Here is a 16,207-nt window from a genome sequence, read left to right as displayed (position 1 = left end):
ATCAGGGTTTCCGGCCTGCGGCGCGAAGTGGCGCTGCGTTGCATCAGTGGTACGACAACTGGCTTGACGTCCGCACGAATACCCCTTATGCGTACGCAGGTATGCAGATGGCCACCCGGTGTTGCTACTCGCCGTCGTACTCGTCTTCGGCGCCCCGGATGATCTTGCCGATCACCGCACGCGAGAACCCGCGAGCCATCATGAACCGGATCTGCTTGGCCTTCGCCTCAGGTGAATCGGGCGGCACACCGAAGCGCTTGCGCCAGACTTCGGCGGCCCGCTCCAGTTCGGTATCGCGCAACCGGTCCTGGAGGTCGCGCAGTTGATCGTTGCCCAGCTGGTGCGTCTTGGCCTCCTGCATCACCCGCGCCGCGCCATATCGGCTGGCGCGCCGGTTGACCAGGCTGTCGACGAAGCGATCATTCGACAGCCAGTTTTCACGCTCCAGCGCGTCGAGCAAGGCTTCCACTTCCTCCGCCGATTCGGCATGGGGCGCCAGCTTGCGCGCCAGCTCGGCACGGCTGTGCTCGCGGCGCGACAGATAGCCAACGGCGCGGGCCTTGAGGGAAAGCGGAGGACGGGTTCCGGCCATCAGGAATCAGGGAAGCGTTTCGGGAAAAGGAAGGGGCAGAAAACAAAAAAGCCGCCGCACTGTCATGCGACGGCTTTCGTTGCCGGCAGGCGTCAACCTCAGCCTTCGAGTTCGGCCGGCGCGCCCAGCGTGGTGTTCGTCGGGGCCACACCCAGTGCCGCACGCACCTTGTTTTCGATCTCGGCGGCGATGTCCGGATTCTCGCGCAGGTATTCACGCGCGTTGTCCTTGCCCTGACCGATCTTGTCGCCGTTGTAGCTGTACCACGCACCCGACTTCTCGACGATCTTGGCATCCACGCCCAGGTCGATGATCTCGCCCTGACGCGAAATACCCTGGCCGTAGAGGATGTCGAAGAACGCCTCGCGGAACGGCGGCGAGACCTTGTTCTTGACCACCTTGACCTTGGTCTCGTTGCCCACCACTTCGTCGCCCTTCTTGATCGAGCCGATACGGCGAATGTCCAGGCGTACCGAGGCGTAGAACTTCAGCGCGTTACCGCCGGTCGTGGTTTCAGGCGAACCAAACATCACACCGATCTTCATGCGGATCTGGTTGATGAAGATGACCAGGCAGTTGGTGCGCTTGATGGTGCCGGTCAGCTTGCGCAGCGCCTGGCTCATCAGGCGGGCCTGCAGACCCGGCAGCGAATCACCCATCTCGCCTTCGATTTCGGCCTTCGGCACCAGCGCTGCCACCGAGTCGATCACGATCAGGTCGATCGAGCCCGAGCGCACCAGCGCGTCGGTGATTTCCAGTGCCTGCTCTCCGGTGTCCGGCTGGGAGATCAGCAGGTTGCCCACATCCACGCCGAGCTTGCCGGCGTACTGCACGTCCAGCGCGTGTTCCGCGTCGATGAACGCGCAGGTGCCGCCCAGCTTCTGCATTTCGGCAACAACCTGCAGCGTCAGCGTGGTCTTGCCCGACGATTCCGGGCCGTAGATCTCGACCACGCGGCCGCGCGGCAGGCCGCCGACGCCCAGCGCGATGTCCAGGCCCAGCGATCCGGTGGACACCACCTGGATATCCTGTTCGACGTCGCCATCGCCCAGGCGCATGATCGAGCCCTTGCCGAACTGCTTCTCGATCTGGGAGAGCGCGGCGGCAAGCGCCTTCTGCTTCTCAGCGCTTACGCCGGCGCCGGCCTTCTTGTCGTCCATGGTCGTCCTTCAGTCAATGGGTGGTCAATTGGTGTATAAATAGGCCGCATGCGGCGTGGCGCCTGCTTTTCAAGCCTTTTCCGATCAATTTCGGAGGCTTTCCGAAGCCTTTCGGCGCCGTGACTCGCCAGTCCCGGCCCTGCGCCGGTCCCTTCCGGGACCACTCTCGCGGAATGTCGGGTACTGTATAAAAAAACAGTATGCTTGGCAAGCCCCACCGGCACCGCAAACCGGAGGCCGGCGATGCCGGCCCGAAAAAGGTGTCAAGGGTGGAGACAAACCATGCGGATTCTGATCGCCGAAGATGACGACGTGCTGGCGGACGGCCTGACACGGTCGTTGCGCCAATCCGGCTATGCCGTCGACCACGTCGCCAATGGCGTGGAAGCCGACTCGGCCCTTTCCACGCAGAATTTCGACCTGCTGATCCTGGACCTTGGCCTGCCCCGCATGCCAGGCCTGGAGGTGCTCAAGCGGCTGCGCGCGCGCGGCGCGATGCTGCCGGTGATGATCCTGACCGCGGCCGACGGCGTGGACGAACGCGTCAAGGGGCTCGACCTGGGCGCCGACGACTACATGGCAAAGCCGTTCGCGCTGTCCGAACTGGAGGCGCGCGTGCGCGCGCTGGTGCGGCGCGGCGCCGGCGGCGGGGCCACGCTGATGCGCCACGGCCCGCTGGCCTTCGACCAGGTCGGCCGCATCGCCTTCCTCAACGACCAGATGCTGGACCTGTCGGCGCGCGAGATCGGCCTGCTGGAAATCCTGCTCACGCGCAGCGGCCGGCTGGTGTCGAAGGAACAACTCGTCGACCACCTGTGCGAATGGGGCGAGGAAGTCAGCAACAACGCCATCGAAGTCTACGTGCATCGCCTGCGCAAGAAGATCGAGGTGGGTGGCATCCGCATTGCCACCGTGCGCGGCCTGGGCTACTGCCTGGAGAAATTCCAGCCGGCCATGGCCACCCACGGCTGACGCGAACCGCCCATGAGCCTGCTGCGCCTGCCCTGGCGACGCCATCCCGCCGCAGGCACCGCCCCCCTGCCTGAACCCGCGCGCCCCACGCTGGCCGATGCCGCCGCCGAGGACTCGGCGCTGGCCGACGCCCTGCCTCACCTGGAAGAATCGTCGGCCCATCCCGCGCCGCGCTCGCTGTTCGGCGAAATCCTGGACTGGATGCTGGCGCCGCTGCTGCTGCTCTGGCCGATGAGCATCGCGGTCACGTACCTGGTCGCAAAGTCGATTGCCAACGGGCCGTTCGATCGTGCGCTGGAGGCCAGCGCCATCGTGCTGTCGCAGCAGGTGCGCGAAGTGAACGGGCGCGTGACGCTGCAGTTGCCGCTGTCGGCCCGCGAGATCCTGCGCGCCGACGAGACCGACAACATCTATTACCAGGTGGTGGGCAAGCGCGGCGAGTACGTGGCTGGCGACCACGACCTGCCGCTGCCGCCCGAAGAGGAACAGGGCCATGCCGGGCTGGTGTCGATGCGTGACGACCGCGTGGCCGGTAACGATGTGCGCGTGGCTTATACCTATGTCGACCTGAAAAATGTCGGCGGCAACCAGCCGGTGCTGGTGCAGGTGGCCGAGACGCTGGACAAGCGCGCCCGGCTGGCCAACGAGATCATCAAGGGCGTGATCCTGCCGCAGTTCGTGATCCTGCCGCTGGCCGTGGTGCTGGTGTGGTTCGGGCTCACGCGCGGGCTGGCCCCGCTGACGGCCATCCAGCAGCGCATCCGCTCGCGCAATCCTGGCGATACCAGCCCCATCGACGAGCGCGCCGCGCCGCAGGAAATCACGCCGCTGGTGGCATCGTTCAACGACCTGCTGGCCCAGCTGGACCAGTCCGTGCAGACACAGAAGCGTTTCATTGCCGATGCCGCGCACCAGATGAAGACACCGCTGGCGGGGCTGCGCATGCAGGCCGAACTGGCGCAGCGCGAGCAGTCGCCCGAGGAACTGCGCCGGTCGCTGGCGCAGATTGCCGGCAGCTCCGAGCGCACGGCACACCTGGTAACGCAGCTGCTGTCGCTGGCGCGCATGGAAAACCTGGCCGGCGCCGGCGGCATGGCGCCGCTGGATCTTGCCGCACTGGCGCGCGATGTGGTCAAGGACTGGCTGCCGCAGGCATGGGCGCGCAACATCGACCTGGGGCTGGAAGCCGACGACCATCCCGTGATGATCACCGGCAACCGGCTGATGCTGACCGAAATGCTCAACAACCTCGTGGACAACGCCATCCGCTACACACCCACCGGCGGCCACGCCACGGTGCGCGTGACCAGCGATGCGTTCGAGCCGTTCGCCTACCTGGATGTGGAAGACACGGGGCCGGGCATCGCGCCCACCGAGCGCGAACGGGTGATGGAGCGCTTCTACCGTGTGCTGGGCACCAACACCGAAGGCAGTGGCCTGGGGCTGGCCATCGTGCGCGAAATCGTGCAGCAGCATGGCGGCGAGGTAACCATCGACGACAACGTCTACCAGACGTCGCCACGGCTGGCCGGCGCGCGCCTGCGCATTACCCTGCGCCGCACCACACCGGAAGAGAGCGCGGCATGATCCGGAAAAAGCCCCGCGACCGCATGACGCCGCTGGAACGGCACGCCTGGCATCACAACGTGCGATGGATCCTGGCACTGCTGGCCGCGTGGTTCGTGATCACGTTCGGCGTAAGCTGGTTTGCGCGCGAACTGCGCTTTGACTTCCTGGGCTGGCCCTTTTCGTTCTGGATGGCCGCGCAGGGATCGCTGATTCTTTACGTGCTGATGGCCGCGCTGTATGCCTGGCGCATGAACCGCGCCGATGACGACATGCACGCCCGCGAAAACGAGCTGGCCGGCGCCGGCACCGAAGCCCACCCGGCGCCACCCGTCCAACCTGACAGTGGCAGCGGCGAACGCCGTCACGACACGATCTAAGGGTTTCCTCTGGGGCCGTGCGCATTGCTGCGGCGCAAGAACGGCGCCCGGCGCGGCAGCAGGCCGCCCCCGGCCCGGATGCGTCGCAATGCAGCACGCCAGCGTCCTGAACCGGCCCGATTTTCCTAGCGTATACCCCGACGGATTCAGCCCCCTTTGTCCTGAATCTGTCAGAACTCAGTAAGTTTCGCCTCCCACAATCGTTGCAACCTTGCCGCAGTGGGCCGGTACGCGCACACGTGCACGCCCCCGACGGCGAGGACCCCTTGAAGATTTTCGACGGAAGAACGGAAACGGAGGAGACAACAAATGGCAAACGCGCAAAACGTGGGGGCCGTACCTGCGGCCCACAATGCGCCGATGACGAAGGAAGAGAAAAAGGTCATTCTGGCCTCTTCCCTCGGCACGGTGTTCGAGTGGTACGACTTTTACCTGTACGGTTCGCTGGCGGCGGTCATCGCCAAGCAGTTCTTCGCCGGCCTTGACCCGACCTCGGCATTCATCTTCGCGCTGCTGGCCTTTGCCGCGGGCTTCATCGTGCGACCCTTCGGCGCACTGGTGTTCGGCCGCCTCGGCGACATGATCGGCCGCAAGTACACCTTCCTGGTGACCATCCTGATCATGGGCCTGTCGACGTTTATCGTCGGCCTGCTGCCCAGCTATGCCACCATCGGCTGGGCGGCCCCGATCATCCTGATCCTGCTGCGCATGCTGCAGGGCCTGGCACTGGGCGGCGAGTACGGCGGCGCGGCTACCTACGTGGCCGAGCACGCACCGCACGGCAAGCGCGGCGCCTACACGGCATGGATCCAGACCACGGCCACGCTGGGCCTGTTCCTGTCGCTGATCGTGATCCTGCTGGTCCGCGAAGCCACGGGCGCAAACTTCGAAGTATGGGGCTGGCGTATCCCGTTCCTGGTCTCGATCCTGCTGCTGGCCATGTCGGTGTACATCCGCCTGTCGATGAGCGAGTCGCCGGCCTTCCAGAAGATGAAGGCCGAGGGCAAGACGTCGAAGGCACCGCTGACCGAGGCCTTCGGCCAATGGCGCAACCTGAAGATCGTGATCCTGGCACTGGTGGGCCTGACCGCCGGCCAGGCCGTGGTCTGGTACACGGGCCAGTTCTACTCGCTGTTCTTCCTGACCCAGGTGCTGAAGGTCGATGCCAAGACGGCCAACCTGCTGATCGCCGGCGCACTGGTGATCGGCACGCCGTTCTTCATCTTCTTCGGCTCGCTGTCGGACAAGATCGGCCGCAAGTGGATCATCATGCTGGGCTGCGCCCTGGCCGTGCTGACCTACTTCCCGCTGTTCAAGGCAATGACCCACTACGCCAACCCGGCGCTGGAGCGTGCCCAGCAGTCGGCCCAGATCGTGGTGACGGCCGATCCGGCCACCTGCTCGTTCCAGGGCAGCCCGATCGCCCGCGAGATCGACTTCCGCAGCTCGTGCGACATCGTCAAGCGTACGCTGGCCCAGGCATCGGCCAGCTATGAAGTGGTGGCCGCTCCGGCCGGCACCGTGGCTTCGGTGAAGATCGGCGACAAAGAGATCAAGGCCTTTGACGCCACCGTGGGCAACGGTGCGTTCGACGACGCCAGCAAGAAGCAGATCGCCGACTTCAAGAAGGCAGTCAGCGGCGAGATGACGGCGCACGGCTACCCGACCAAGGCAGACCCGGCCCAGATGAACACGATCATGGTGCTGGTGGTCCTGGTCATCCTGGTGATCTACGTGACGATGGTGTACGGCCCGATCGCGGCCATGCTGGTCGAAATGTTCCCGACCCGCATCCGCTACTCGTCGATGTCGCTGCCGTATCACATCGGCAACGGCTGGTTCGGCGGCCTGCTTCCGACCATCTCGTTCGCGCTGGTGGCCCAGAACGGCAACATCTACTACGGCCTCTGGTACCCGATCATCATCGCTGCCATGACCTTCGTGCTTGGCGCGCTGTTCGTACGCGAAACCAAGGACGTGGACATCTACGCCAACGACTAAGCGGCCACACGAACAACAGGCCATCAGGCATTCGCCGGAGGGATACAACCGGTAACCCTCGCTCAGGATGGCTGGCCTACCGGCCAGCCGCTCCTTCCAGGCAGACCCTCGGGTCTGCCATTTTTTTAGGCAGACGCCGAAGCTTGCAGAAAATTGTCACGAAGGTGTTGACAGGCCGAAAACCGAAGGTATAATTTCGATCTTCGTTGGCGAATTAGCTCAGTCGGTTAGAGCGACGGAATCATAATCCGCAGGTCCGGGGTTCGAATCCCTGATTCGCCACCATCTATTTGAAAAGCCGCAATCCTTCACGGGATTGCGGCTTTTTGCTTTGGGCCGCAGTGGACGGCCATGGGTGCCGAGGCTGCATGCGCCCCCGCATACCCCCCGAAACGGGTTGCCCGTGCGCACCGGGGCTACCGTAGACTGTCATCACCGCCTGCCCCCATCGCCCCACACCCCAGGAGCCCATCATCGCCCAAGGCCGCATTGAACTGATCATGCCCGCCCCGGCTGCGGCGGCGTTCGAGGCGTTTCACAACCATGCGGTGCGACTGTCGTGGGACACGCTGCTTTCCGAAGCCTATGTCGAAGGCGGCGGCAGCCATCCGTACGTTGGTGCGATCACCGTGAACAAGGGCAAGGGGTGGAAGCGCCTGCTCGGGATGCAGACGCGCTTCGTCAGCTACGAGCCCGCGCGTGCGGCGGCGGCCGTGATGGTGGCGCCCACGGGGCTGTTTCATTCGTGGGGCGCTTCGATGCGGCATCGCGACCTGCCGCACGGCACGTCGCAACTGATCTACACCTTCAATATCAAGATGCGGCCGCGCTGGCTGGGCCTGCTGTTCGATCCGCTGATGGCCCGCATTTTCGCGCTGGAAACCCGCCGCCGATTCCGGGCGATGGCGGCGTATCTGCGCCAGCCGTAGGTAGCGGACGCAGGCCGCCGGAAGCGTCAGACCAGCGCCATCAACGGCGCCAGCATCGGGCTCCGCGCGGCCAGCGCGCGCTGTTCGGCCAGCACGCCCTGCAGGATGTCATGCGTCGTGTCAGGGTTGGCCAGCACCACGCGGAACACCGCGATGGCCCGGCCGCCCCACTGCGACGACGTCAGCTGCGTGCGCGACACGAACGACCGCCCGGCGTCGCGCTGCAACTCCTGGATACTGATCGTCAGCGCGTCCAGCGCCTGCTGGATCTGCTCGCGCTTCTCCGCCGGGGTCGACGCCGACAACAGCGCGGCGCGCACAGCCTCGGGCACATGACGGTAAGTCAGGATGCAAAGCTGCGGCCGGCTATCGAGCTCAAAGTCGGGCTGCTGCTCGATCAGCGAGGCAAAGTACTTTGCGTTGTCGATGCCGGTGTCGATCAATCGCGCCAGGCCCTTGCGCCCCAGCAGGTGCAGGTTGGCATAGAGCATCACTGCCGCCGCGCCGCGCGAGCCTTCCAGTGTGTGGCGGCCCAAATCGACCGAGCCCTTACGCACGATGTAGTTGGCGTGCTGGATGATCTCCTGCGTCCAGGCCGGATCGCGGAACAGCACCATGCCGGCGCCCATCGGCACATAGAACTGCTTGTGAGCATCGATCACCACAGAGTCGGCGCGCTCGATGCCTGCGAAACGCCAGCGTTCGCGTTCGGACAGCAATGTCGCGCCACCCCAGGCCGCGTCGACATGGAAATGGCACCCGGCTTCCTGGGCCACGTCGGCCATCGCGTCCAGCGGATCGACCGCGCCGGTCTCGGTCGATCCAGCGATGCCGACGATGGCCATCGGCCGGATATTGCGCGCCTTCAGGTCTGCGAGCGTTTCACGTAGCTTGTCGATCCGCATGCGGCCGTCGCCGTCGACCGCCACCGGCACAAGGTTGTCGCGGCCAATGCCCAGCACGTCGGCGGCCTTGCGCAGCGAATAATGGCCGCGCTCCGACACCACGATTGCCAGGCCGTCGTAGCCGTAGTGACGTAACGCCGCCATCAGGCCGGCATTGTGGAGGCCCGGGAAGCCGTCGCGTGCACGCAGAACGTTGTTGCGGCTGGCCCAGAGCGCCGCCAGGTTGGCCGTGGTGCCGCCCGCGCAGAACGCGCCAAGGGAATGTTCAGGGTTGTGCAGCCACTGCGCATAGAAGCCGCCATCGCGCGCAAAGACCAGCTTGTGCAGCATGCCGATGACCTGGCGCTCCAGGCCCGTCAGCGCGCCCGAGGTTTCCAGCTTGACCACGTTCTGGTTCAGCGCCGCCACGATCTTGGCAAGCGACGGCATGAACGACGGCAGCGACGACGTCATATGACCGACGAAGGTCGGCGAGGCCACGGGCATCACGTGGCGAAATACGTCGTGCAGCAGGTGATCGGCATGCGCCTGCGGCGCGGTCGGATCTTCGGGCAGGTCCACCGAGGTGAACTGCGCCTCGCGCGTGGCACAGGCGCCCACCGGATCGAAATCGGCGCCGGCGAAGAAATCGGCGGGATGCTCGGCGATGCGCCGTTCAAGGTCTTCGAACGCGCCCCGGTCCGCGTCGAACCAGTGCAGCGGACAGTCGTCGTCCAGTTGGTGGTCGTGCGAGTTGTCTGACGTCTCCGTCTTCGGCGCGTTCATTTGCAAAGCCCAGTCAATACCGTGCCGCGCCGGATGCGGCGCGGTTTGGCTGGGATTATGCCGGATAAGGACGCGCAAGGACGCGCAAGGACGAATAGGAACGGACGGAGCCGGACGCCGCCGCGGCCTGCGTGCGGCCCAGTTCGCCGATGTGCGTCAGCGTCTCGCGCGGATGCCGCCTGGACGGCGGACTAGCACACGCCGGCAACGCCTAGAGTGCGGCGGCATCGGGCCGCCTGGCGCGCGGCTTCATCACCCGGGGAGCCGGCTCGCCTTCCATTGGCAGCAGCCGATGCACACGCGCAAATTCCGCGAGGTCGATCAGCGAGCCCAGCCCCAGCTTGTCCATGATGCTGGCCTTGTGCGAACTGACGGTCTTGTTGCTGATCTCCAGCACATCCGAAATCGCCTTGTTGGAATGACCAACCGCCAGCAGCCGCAGCACGGTCAGTTCCCGGCGGCTCAGCAGGGCCTTGGGGTCGGCCGGATTGGCGGCGGCGCGGCGGAAGGTGGGCAGCGACTTCAGCGGGAATGCCGCATAGCCGCTCATCAGCGCCCGCACGGCGTCGGCCAGCGCGTCCAGCCCCGCGGCCTTGTCGATATAGCCGTGGGCACCGCCCAGCAATGCACGCTCCGCCGCGCGCCGCTGCGCCGACAGCACCAGCACGCATGTGAGCGGCCAGGTCGACACCACCTCCTCAAGCACGGCGTCGCCGGGCAGGTCGTCGAGTTGCAGATCCATCACCACCAGGTCGGCCGGGCGGTCGCGCAGTGCCAGCAGGCCGGCGGCGCCGCCTGTCGCAACACGGACTTCGTCAAAGCCGGAAGCGGTCTCCAGGATCTTGCAGACGGTCTTGCGAACAGCGATATGCGGATCGATAACGATTGCGTTGGGCATGCCAGGTCTCCGTGAACAAGAACAGCGGGCAGCTTAGGCTGTTCAGCGCCTTGCCAGCGGCAGAACGGGCTGAAAATGCGTGCTGAAACTTCCGGGCTTTCTTACGGAAATTTCAGACGTTGAGCCGTTGCGTCCGCCAGTTCGCGGAAGAACGCGTTTCGGCGCGCCGATCAAGCATATCGCCGCGCAGATAACAATCGTGAAATCCTTAAAAATTGCGCGCAGATTTGATCTAGGTTACGGTGTGAGCCTTCTCTGCGTGCCATGATGATCACGTCGCGCCAGCCACGCGCCGTAGCATTTCAACCAAGGAGATAGCGCCATGCCCCCGATGTCCAATATCGTGCTCGCCACCGACGGTTCTGCTTTCAGCGACGCCGCCGCACGCTTCCTGGCCGATGGCAAGCTGCTGCAGAGCGGTTTCACAGTGCATGTGGTACACGTGTCACCCGACGTCACGGGCCAGGTGCGCGCCTTCGTCAGCAAGGAAACCATCGACGCCTGGCACAACGAGGCCAGCGAAAAGGCCATGACATCGGTCTGCGCCATCCTTGAAGGCGCGAAGATTCCGTTCGAACGCCACGCGCTGCATGGCTACCCGCCCGAGAAAATCCTGGGCCACGCAAAATCGGTGAATGCCAGCGCCATCGTCATGGGCACGCACGGACGCGGATCGTTCTTCGACGCCGTGCTCGGGTCGGTGGCCGGCCGCGTACTGGCGCAGGCCGATTGTCCGGTGGTGATGGTGAAGGCGGAAGGAAAGGTCAAGCCGCAGGCTTGACGCATCTGCCGGCCTGGTCCGGCGAATACGGAGGGATCAAGCCGCCCAGAGCGGCGGCTCGTCCATCAGCGCAATCTGTTCGCGCAGTTCCAGGATGCGATCCTGCCAGTAGCGCGCGGTACCGAACCACGGGAACGCGGCCGGGAACGCGGGATCGCGCCAGCGGCTTGCCAGCCAGGCGCTGTAATGCAGCAGCCGCAGCGTGCGCAGCGCCTCTACCAGCCACAGCTCGCGCGTATCGAAATCGGCAAAGTCCTCGTAGCCTGCCACGATGTCGGCCAACTGGTCCTGCATTGCTGCACGATCGCCTTCCAGCAGCATCCAGATGTCCTGCACCGCCGGGCCCATGCGGCTGTCGTCGAAGTCGACGAAGTGTGGGCCTGGCGTGCCCCGGCCGCGCGCATCCTCTTCATCGATCCATAGCACGTTGCCGCGATGGCAGTCGCCATGCAGGCGCAGCAGGCGCACGTCACCGGCCCGCTCGTAGCAGCGGCGTACGGCATCGAGCGCCAGGTCCACGGCCGCGCGCCAGGGCGCCAGCAGATCGGCCGGAATGCAGTCGTGGCCGAGCAGGTAGTCGCGCGGGGCCACGCCGAATGTCTCGATATCGAGCGCCGGCCGTGCCTGGTACGCCGTGGCTGCGCCACAGGCGTGAATGCGGCCGATGAAACGGCCCAGCCACGTGCGCGTGGCGGCCTGGTCCAGTGCCGGCTCGCGGCCGCCGCAGCGCGGAAATACGGCGAAGCGGAAACCCGCGTGCGCAAGCAGCGTGCTGGCCGGCGCTTCGCCCGTGCGCAGGGGCAGCGCCGGCACGGCGGGAATCTCCGCATCGGCCAGCTGCTGCACGAACGCATGCTCTTCAAGGATGGCCGCGTCGCTCCACCGGCCTGGCCGGTAGAACTTGACCACCACGGGCGAGGCATCCTCGATGCCGGCCTGCCAGACGCGATTCTCGTAGCTGTTCAGGGCCAGCAGACGGCCGTCCGGATAGAAACCCGCTGCCTCCAGCGCATCCAGGATGCACTCGGGCGTCAGTCCCGCATAGGGGACATCGGCGTCTGACAGGGGGCTATCCGGGTTGGTCATGGGCAGGTCCGGTCAGGGTGCCGGCTTGCGGCTGCCGCCGAGCAGCGCGGCTTGCGGCGCCGGACGACGATTGCGGGCCGGTGCCGAAGCCGCTGCATCCTGTGCCGGACGCGGCTGCTGGGGACGAGCCTGTTGCGGGCGCGGCTGCTGCTGCGAACGGGCCTGTTGCGGACGCTGGCCCGCCGGCTTGGCGGCGCCATTGCCCGAACCGTTGCCATTGCCATTGCCGTTGCGGCCTTCGCCGCGTGCGGGCTGCGCGCCCTGTGCGGGACGCGGCTGGCGCGACTGGCCCGGCTGACCGGCCGACTGGCCGCCCGATTCCTGGCGCTGCCCTTGCGGAGCACGCGGCGCGCGGCGCTCGCCGCCATTGGCATTGCCACCGCCGTTGCCGCGCGGCTGGCCGCCACGGCCCTGCTGCGGGCCGCCGCGTTGCTGGCGGCCCTTCTGGATCGGCTCGGCCGCGATGTTCGGGTCCACTTCAAACCCGGGCAGCACCACCTGTTCGATCTGGCGCTTGATCAGGCGCTCGATATCGCGCAGCAGGCCGTGCTCGTCGACGCAGACCAGCGAGATCGCCTCGCCTTCGGCGCCCGCGCGGCCCGTGCGGCCGATACGGTGGACGTAGTCCTCGGGCACGTTGGGCAGGTCGAAGTTCACCACGTGCGGCAGCTGGTCGATGTCGATGCCGCGTGCGGCAATGTCGGTCGCCACCAGCAGACGCAGCGTGCCGGCCTTGAACTCGGTCAGCGCGCGGGTGCGGGCCGACTGGCTCTTGTTGCCGTGGATCGCCAGCGCGGACAGGCCATCCTTGGTCAGCTGTTCCGCCAGGCGGTTGGCGCCGTGCTTGGTACGCGTGAACACCAGCACCTGGTGCCAGTCGTGCTGGCGCACCAGGTGGGCCAGCAGTTCGCGCTTGCGTTCACGGTCCACGGGGAACACGCGCTGCGCCACGGTTTCGGCCGTGGTATTGCGGCGGGCCACCTCGATCGAGGCCGGGTTGTTCAGCAGGCGGTCGGCCAGCGCACGGATATCGTCCGAGAACGTGGCCGAGAACAGCAGGTTCTGCCGCTTGGCCGGCAGCACGTTCAGGATCTTGCGGATGTCGTGGATGAAGCCCATGTCGAGCATGCGGTCGGCTTCATCGAGCACCAGCAGTTCCACGTGTGACAGGTCGATGGTGCGCTGGGACACGTGATCGAGCAGGCGGCCCGGGGTGGCTACCACGATGTCCACGCCGCGCTTGAGCGCTTCGATCTGCGGATTGATGCCGACGCCGCCGAACATCACCATCGAGCGCAGCTTGAGGTACTTGCCATAGTTGCGCACGCTTTCCTCGACCTGTGCGGCGAGTTCGCGCGTGGGGGTCAGCACCAGGGCGCGTACCTGCGGACGGGTGCCGCGCGGCGCCGGGTTGCGCGCCGCGGCATCGCCCAGCAACTGCAGCATGGGCAGGGTGAAGCCGGCGGTCTTGCCAGTGCCGGTCTGGGCACCGGCGAGGAGATCGCCACCTTTCAGAATTGCGGGAATGGCTTGCGCCTGAATCGGGGTCGGCGTGGTGTAGCCCTGTTCGGCCACGGCACGCACCAGCTTGTCGGACAAGCCGAGTTCGGAAAAAGACATGAATTGACGCTTCGGCTGCCCGTTGCGCAGCAGATGTGCGCCAATCGTGGGGCAGCTCGGGTAGATAACCGTACCTGAGGGTCAGGGCCGGCGGGATGGGTCGATTGCCCCCGTTCCCGGGCTGGAAAGGCCCGTAGTGTACCAGTCTGTGGAAACCCGCGCGCCGCTTGTCGACCCCAGGTGGCGCTGCGCTATCATGACGGCCACCCGGCGCCGGCGCGCGCCAGCCCCCTCCCATCGCCCTTCCCCCATCGCCATGCGGTTCCGTTTCGTCGAAGACCAGGAAGTCACGCTCTTTGCGGCCATCCCCGTGGGCCTGCTGGCCGGCATCGTGACCACGATGTTCAAGGAAGCGCTGGAAGCCAGCGGCCTGGTCATGTTCGGCAAGGACGCCGATATCGTGATGATCTTCGCGGGCCTGGCGCTGGCCTGGCGGGTCGTGATCCCGATGGTGGGCGGCGCCCTGGCCGGCGCGCTGCTGGTGGCGGCACAGCGTTATGCCCGCACCGAGACCCTGCCCAGCGAATACATGGAAGCCGTGGCGCGCGGCACGGGCCGCCTGCCGGTGCGCATCACGCTGCTACGCGCGCTGTCGTCGTTCTGCTCGATCGTCTCGGGCAGCTCGGTGGGCAAGGAAGGCGCGATGATCCAGCTGGCCGCGCTGACCGGGTCGATCTTTCCGTCCGGGCGCGCCGACCAGGCCTCCGGCGACAGCAACATGCGCCGCATGCTGACGGCCTGCGGCGCTGCGGCCGGTCTGGCTACGGCCTATCACACCCCTTTGTCGGCCGCGGTATTCGTGGCCGAAGTCGTGTTTGGCGCACTGGCCGTGCAGCGCCTGATGCCGCTGTTGCTGGCCTCGGTGGCCGGCACCATGGTCAGCCAGTGGCACGGCGGCCTGGAACCGCTCTACTCGGGGCTGCATATCGGCCCCGACCTGCTCCAGCAGCCGCACCTGCTGCTGGCCGCCGCCGGCATCGGCCTGATTGCCGGGGTGTCGGGGGCGGTATTCATGCGCGCCAATACGCTGGCCCGCGCCGGATTCCGGCACGTGCCCGGCGGCCCCGTGGCGCGCCTGGCGCTGGGAGGCCTGCTGGTGGGACTGCTGGCTATCGTGGTGCCGGAAGTGGTGGGCAACGGCTACTACACGATCCAGACGATCCTGCGCAACGAACCGCTTTCGGTTGCGGTCTGGGGCGTGCTGCTTGCCAAGCTGGTGGCTACCGTGGTCAGCATGGGCTCGGGGGCCGTGGGCGGCGTGTTCACGCCATCGATGTTCGTGGGCGCGGCACTGGGCCAGCTGGTGGCGCTGGGCATTCCGGGCGGCACGGCCACACCCGTGCTGCCGCTGGTGGGCATGACGGCCTTCCTGGCGGCAACCAGCCAGGCGCCGCTGATGTCGATCCTGATGGTCTTCGAAATGACGCTGGCGCCCACGCTGCTGCTGCCGCTGATGATCGGCGCGGTGGCGGCGTACTACACGGCGTCACGCTGTCAGACCCTGTCGCTCTACAGCGTGGTGGTCGAGCGCGCGCAGGCGTCGGCGGCCGTGGAGCGGGCTCGCGGCCTGCGCCTGGCCGGGCTGTGCGATCCGACCACCACGGTGATCGACCCCACTGCCACGGTGGCCCAGGCGGCCGACAAGTTTGCCGAAACCGGCACCCGATACCTGTACCTGGTGGACACGGCCGGCACGCTGCTGGGCGCGATCTCGATCCATGCTGTCCAGCGCGCGCAGCGCGAGGCGCCCGACGCCACGCTGCTCAGCCTGGGCGACCTGGCATTCCCCTCCCTGACACCCGACTCGCGCTTGCGCGATGCCCTGGCGATCTTCTCCGAGCACGGCATCAACCGCATTCCGCTGGTGCGCGACGCCGCCAGCCGCGAACTGATGGGCACCGTCTCCAAGCAGCGCGTGCTGCAGGAGGCATCCTGCCTGTTCTGAGGCGGCTACGCCACAAATGCCCGGCGCGACGTTCCCCCGCCCACGGCGCAAACGGGTAAAATTGCGGGTTACCCTGCCTGCGCAATGGCTGCAAGCGTGATGGCGTCCGGCGCCGGCGGTATTCCAAGAACGATCGCTGTATTTCTTGTCGGGAGCCTTCATGCTGAAGCCGTTGTCGCGTTCGTCGCACATCGCGTGCGCCGCAGTGTTGCTGTTGTCCGCCGCCCCTGCCATGGCGCAGACCGTCCAGACCACGACCCAGACCACCGGGCAGGTCACGACCCAGGTGACAAACCTGGCGATGGCCGGCACCCCGGTACGGGTCATTCCGGACGATGCCCCGATGGCACGCCTGGAACTGGCGCGTCCGACGGCCACCGACCCGCTGCAGGCAAAGCTCGACGGCAAGGCCCACGGCGTGGCCCCCGGACTGCGGCTCTTCAGCACCGACACCGTGCTGATGAACCCGAACACGGTGGCAGGCAAGAAGCTCAACGTGCGATACAAGCTCGACCTCTATGGCCAGTTGCTGACCGCGTGGGTACTGACCGACGCGGAAGTGAAGGCATGGAAGGCCGCGCACTGACCCTTTCCGAATCAACCTGTT

Annotated in this window: 14 protein-coding genes and 1 tRNA gene; 9 read left to right on the top strand and 6 right to left on the bottom strand. The window is 66.3% G+C overall.

Going from position 1 to position 16,207, the window contains the following annotated elements; translation table 11 throughout:
• Positions 1-124 precede the first annotated feature (124 nt).
• Together recX and recA are read right to left on the bottom strand one after the other, a co-directional pair.
• Positions 125-592, bottom strand: a complete 468-nt coding sequence (gene recX / locus ACOABP_RS11595; RefSeq protein ID WP_474225118.1) for a recombination regulator RecX — start codon at positions 590-592, stop codon at positions 125-127.
• Between the two features lie 98 nt (positions 593-690).
• Complete coding sequence (gene recA, locus ACOABP_RS11590) at positions 691-1,752, bottom strand: recombinase RecA (RefSeq protein ID WP_474225117.1); 1,062 nt, start codon at positions 1,750-1,752, stop codon at positions 691-693.
• A gap of 282 nt (positions 1,753-2,034) precedes the next feature.
• On the opposite strand from recA, the gene ACOABP_RS11585 reads away from it, so the two are divergent.
• The 6 genes from ACOABP_RS11585 to ACOABP_RS11560 all read left to right on the top strand — a co-directional run bounded on the left by ACOABP_RS11585 (position 2,035) and on the right by ACOABP_RS11560 (position 7,600).
• Positions 2,035-2,724 (top strand): response regulator transcription factor, encoded by a 690-nt coding sequence (locus ACOABP_RS11585; RefSeq protein ID WP_066739437.1) that lies wholly within the window; start codon positions 2,035-2,037, stop codon positions 2,722-2,724.
• A 12-nt stretch (positions 2,725-2,736) separates the two neighbouring features.
• Positions 2,737-4,311: a sensor histidine kinase N-terminal domain-containing protein gene (locus ACOABP_RS11580; RefSeq protein ID WP_474225116.1), complete on the top strand. Its 1,575-nt coding sequence runs from the start codon at positions 2,737-2,739 to the stop codon at positions 4,309-4,311.
• Positions 4,308-4,670, top strand: a complete 363-nt coding sequence (locus ACOABP_RS11575; protein ID WP_474225114.1) for a DUF4212 domain-containing protein — start codon at positions 4,308-4,310, stop codon at positions 4,668-4,670. Before ACOABP_RS11580 ends, ACOABP_RS11575 begins: the two co-directional genes overlap by 4 nt.
• 309 nt (positions 4,671-4,979) lie before the next feature.
• On the top strand, positions 4,980-6,671 hold the full coding sequence (locus tag ACOABP_RS11570; protein ID WP_474225113.1) for an MFS transporter: 1,692 nt from the start codon (positions 4,980-4,982) through the stop codon (positions 6,669-6,671).
• A gap of 208 nt (positions 6,672-6,879) precedes the next feature.
• Positions 6,880-6,956 (top strand) — tRNA-Met (locus ACOABP_RS11565).
• Between the two features lie 215 nt (positions 6,957-7,171).
• Positions 7,172-7,600 carry an SRPBCC family protein gene (locus ACOABP_RS11560; RefSeq protein WP_474225111.1) on the top strand — a complete coding sequence of 143 codons (429 nt, stop codon included), beginning with the start codon at positions 7,172-7,174 and terminating at the stop codon, positions 7,598-7,600.
• 26 nt (positions 7,601-7,626) lie between these two features.
• Here ACOABP_RS11560 and panP read toward each other — a convergent pair whose 3' ends face one another.
• Complete coding sequence (gene panP, locus ACOABP_RS11555) at positions 7,627-9,270, bottom strand: pyridoxal-dependent aspartate 1-decarboxylase PanP (protein WP_474225110.1); 1,644 nt, start codon at positions 9,268-9,270, stop codon at positions 7,627-7,629.
• Positions 9,271-9,481: 211 nt separating this feature from the next.
• Positions 9,482-10,168, bottom strand: coding sequence for a LuxR C-terminal-related transcriptional regulator (locus ACOABP_RS11550; protein WP_474225108.1), 687 nt, complete (start codon positions 10,166-10,168; stop codon positions 9,482-9,484).
• Between the two features lie 331 nt (positions 10,169-10,499).
• On the opposite strand from ACOABP_RS11550, the gene ACOABP_RS11545 reads away from it, so the two are divergent.
• Positions 10,500-10,949, top strand: a complete 450-nt coding sequence (locus tag ACOABP_RS11545) for a universal stress protein (protein ID WP_474227821.1) — start codon at positions 10,500-10,502, stop codon at positions 10,947-10,949.
• A 36-nt stretch (positions 10,950-10,985) separates the two neighbouring features.
• Here the strand turns inward: ACOABP_RS11545 and ACOABP_RS11540 are convergent, their stop codons facing one another.
• Together ACOABP_RS11540 and ACOABP_RS11535 are read right to left on the bottom strand one after the other, a co-directional pair.
• The gene (locus ACOABP_RS11540; protein WP_474225106.1) at positions 10,986-12,035 is read right to left on the bottom strand and encodes a serine/threonine protein kinase; all 1,050 of its coding nucleotides are present in this window, start codon (positions 12,033-12,035) and stop codon (positions 10,986-10,988) included.
• A gap of 12 nt (positions 12,036-12,047) precedes the next feature.
• Positions 12,048-13,655 (bottom strand): DEAD/DEAH box helicase, encoded by a 1,608-nt coding sequence (locus ACOABP_RS11535; protein ID WP_474225105.1) that lies wholly within the window; start codon positions 13,653-13,655, stop codon positions 12,048-12,050.
• Positions 13,656-13,911: 256 nt separating this feature from the next.
• On the opposite strand from ACOABP_RS11535, the gene ACOABP_RS11530 reads away from it, so the two are divergent.
• Positions 13,912-15,600: a ClcB-like voltage-gated chloride channel protein gene (locus tag ACOABP_RS11530; protein ID WP_474227820.1), complete on the top strand. Its 1,689-nt coding sequence runs from the start codon at positions 13,912-13,914 to the stop codon at positions 15,598-15,600.
• A gap of 160 nt (positions 15,601-15,760) precedes the next feature.
• Positions 15,761-16,186, top strand: coding sequence for a hypothetical protein (locus ACOABP_RS11525; protein ID WP_474225103.1), 426 nt, complete (start codon positions 15,761-15,763; stop codon positions 16,184-16,186).
• The last annotated feature ends 21 nt before the right edge of the window (positions 16,187-16,207 follow it).

This window comes from Cupriavidus sp. HE11 (assembly GCF_056097175.1).
Note: the sequence above shows the minus strand (reverse complement) of the source record. Positions and strands in the feature narration are given on the sequence as shown.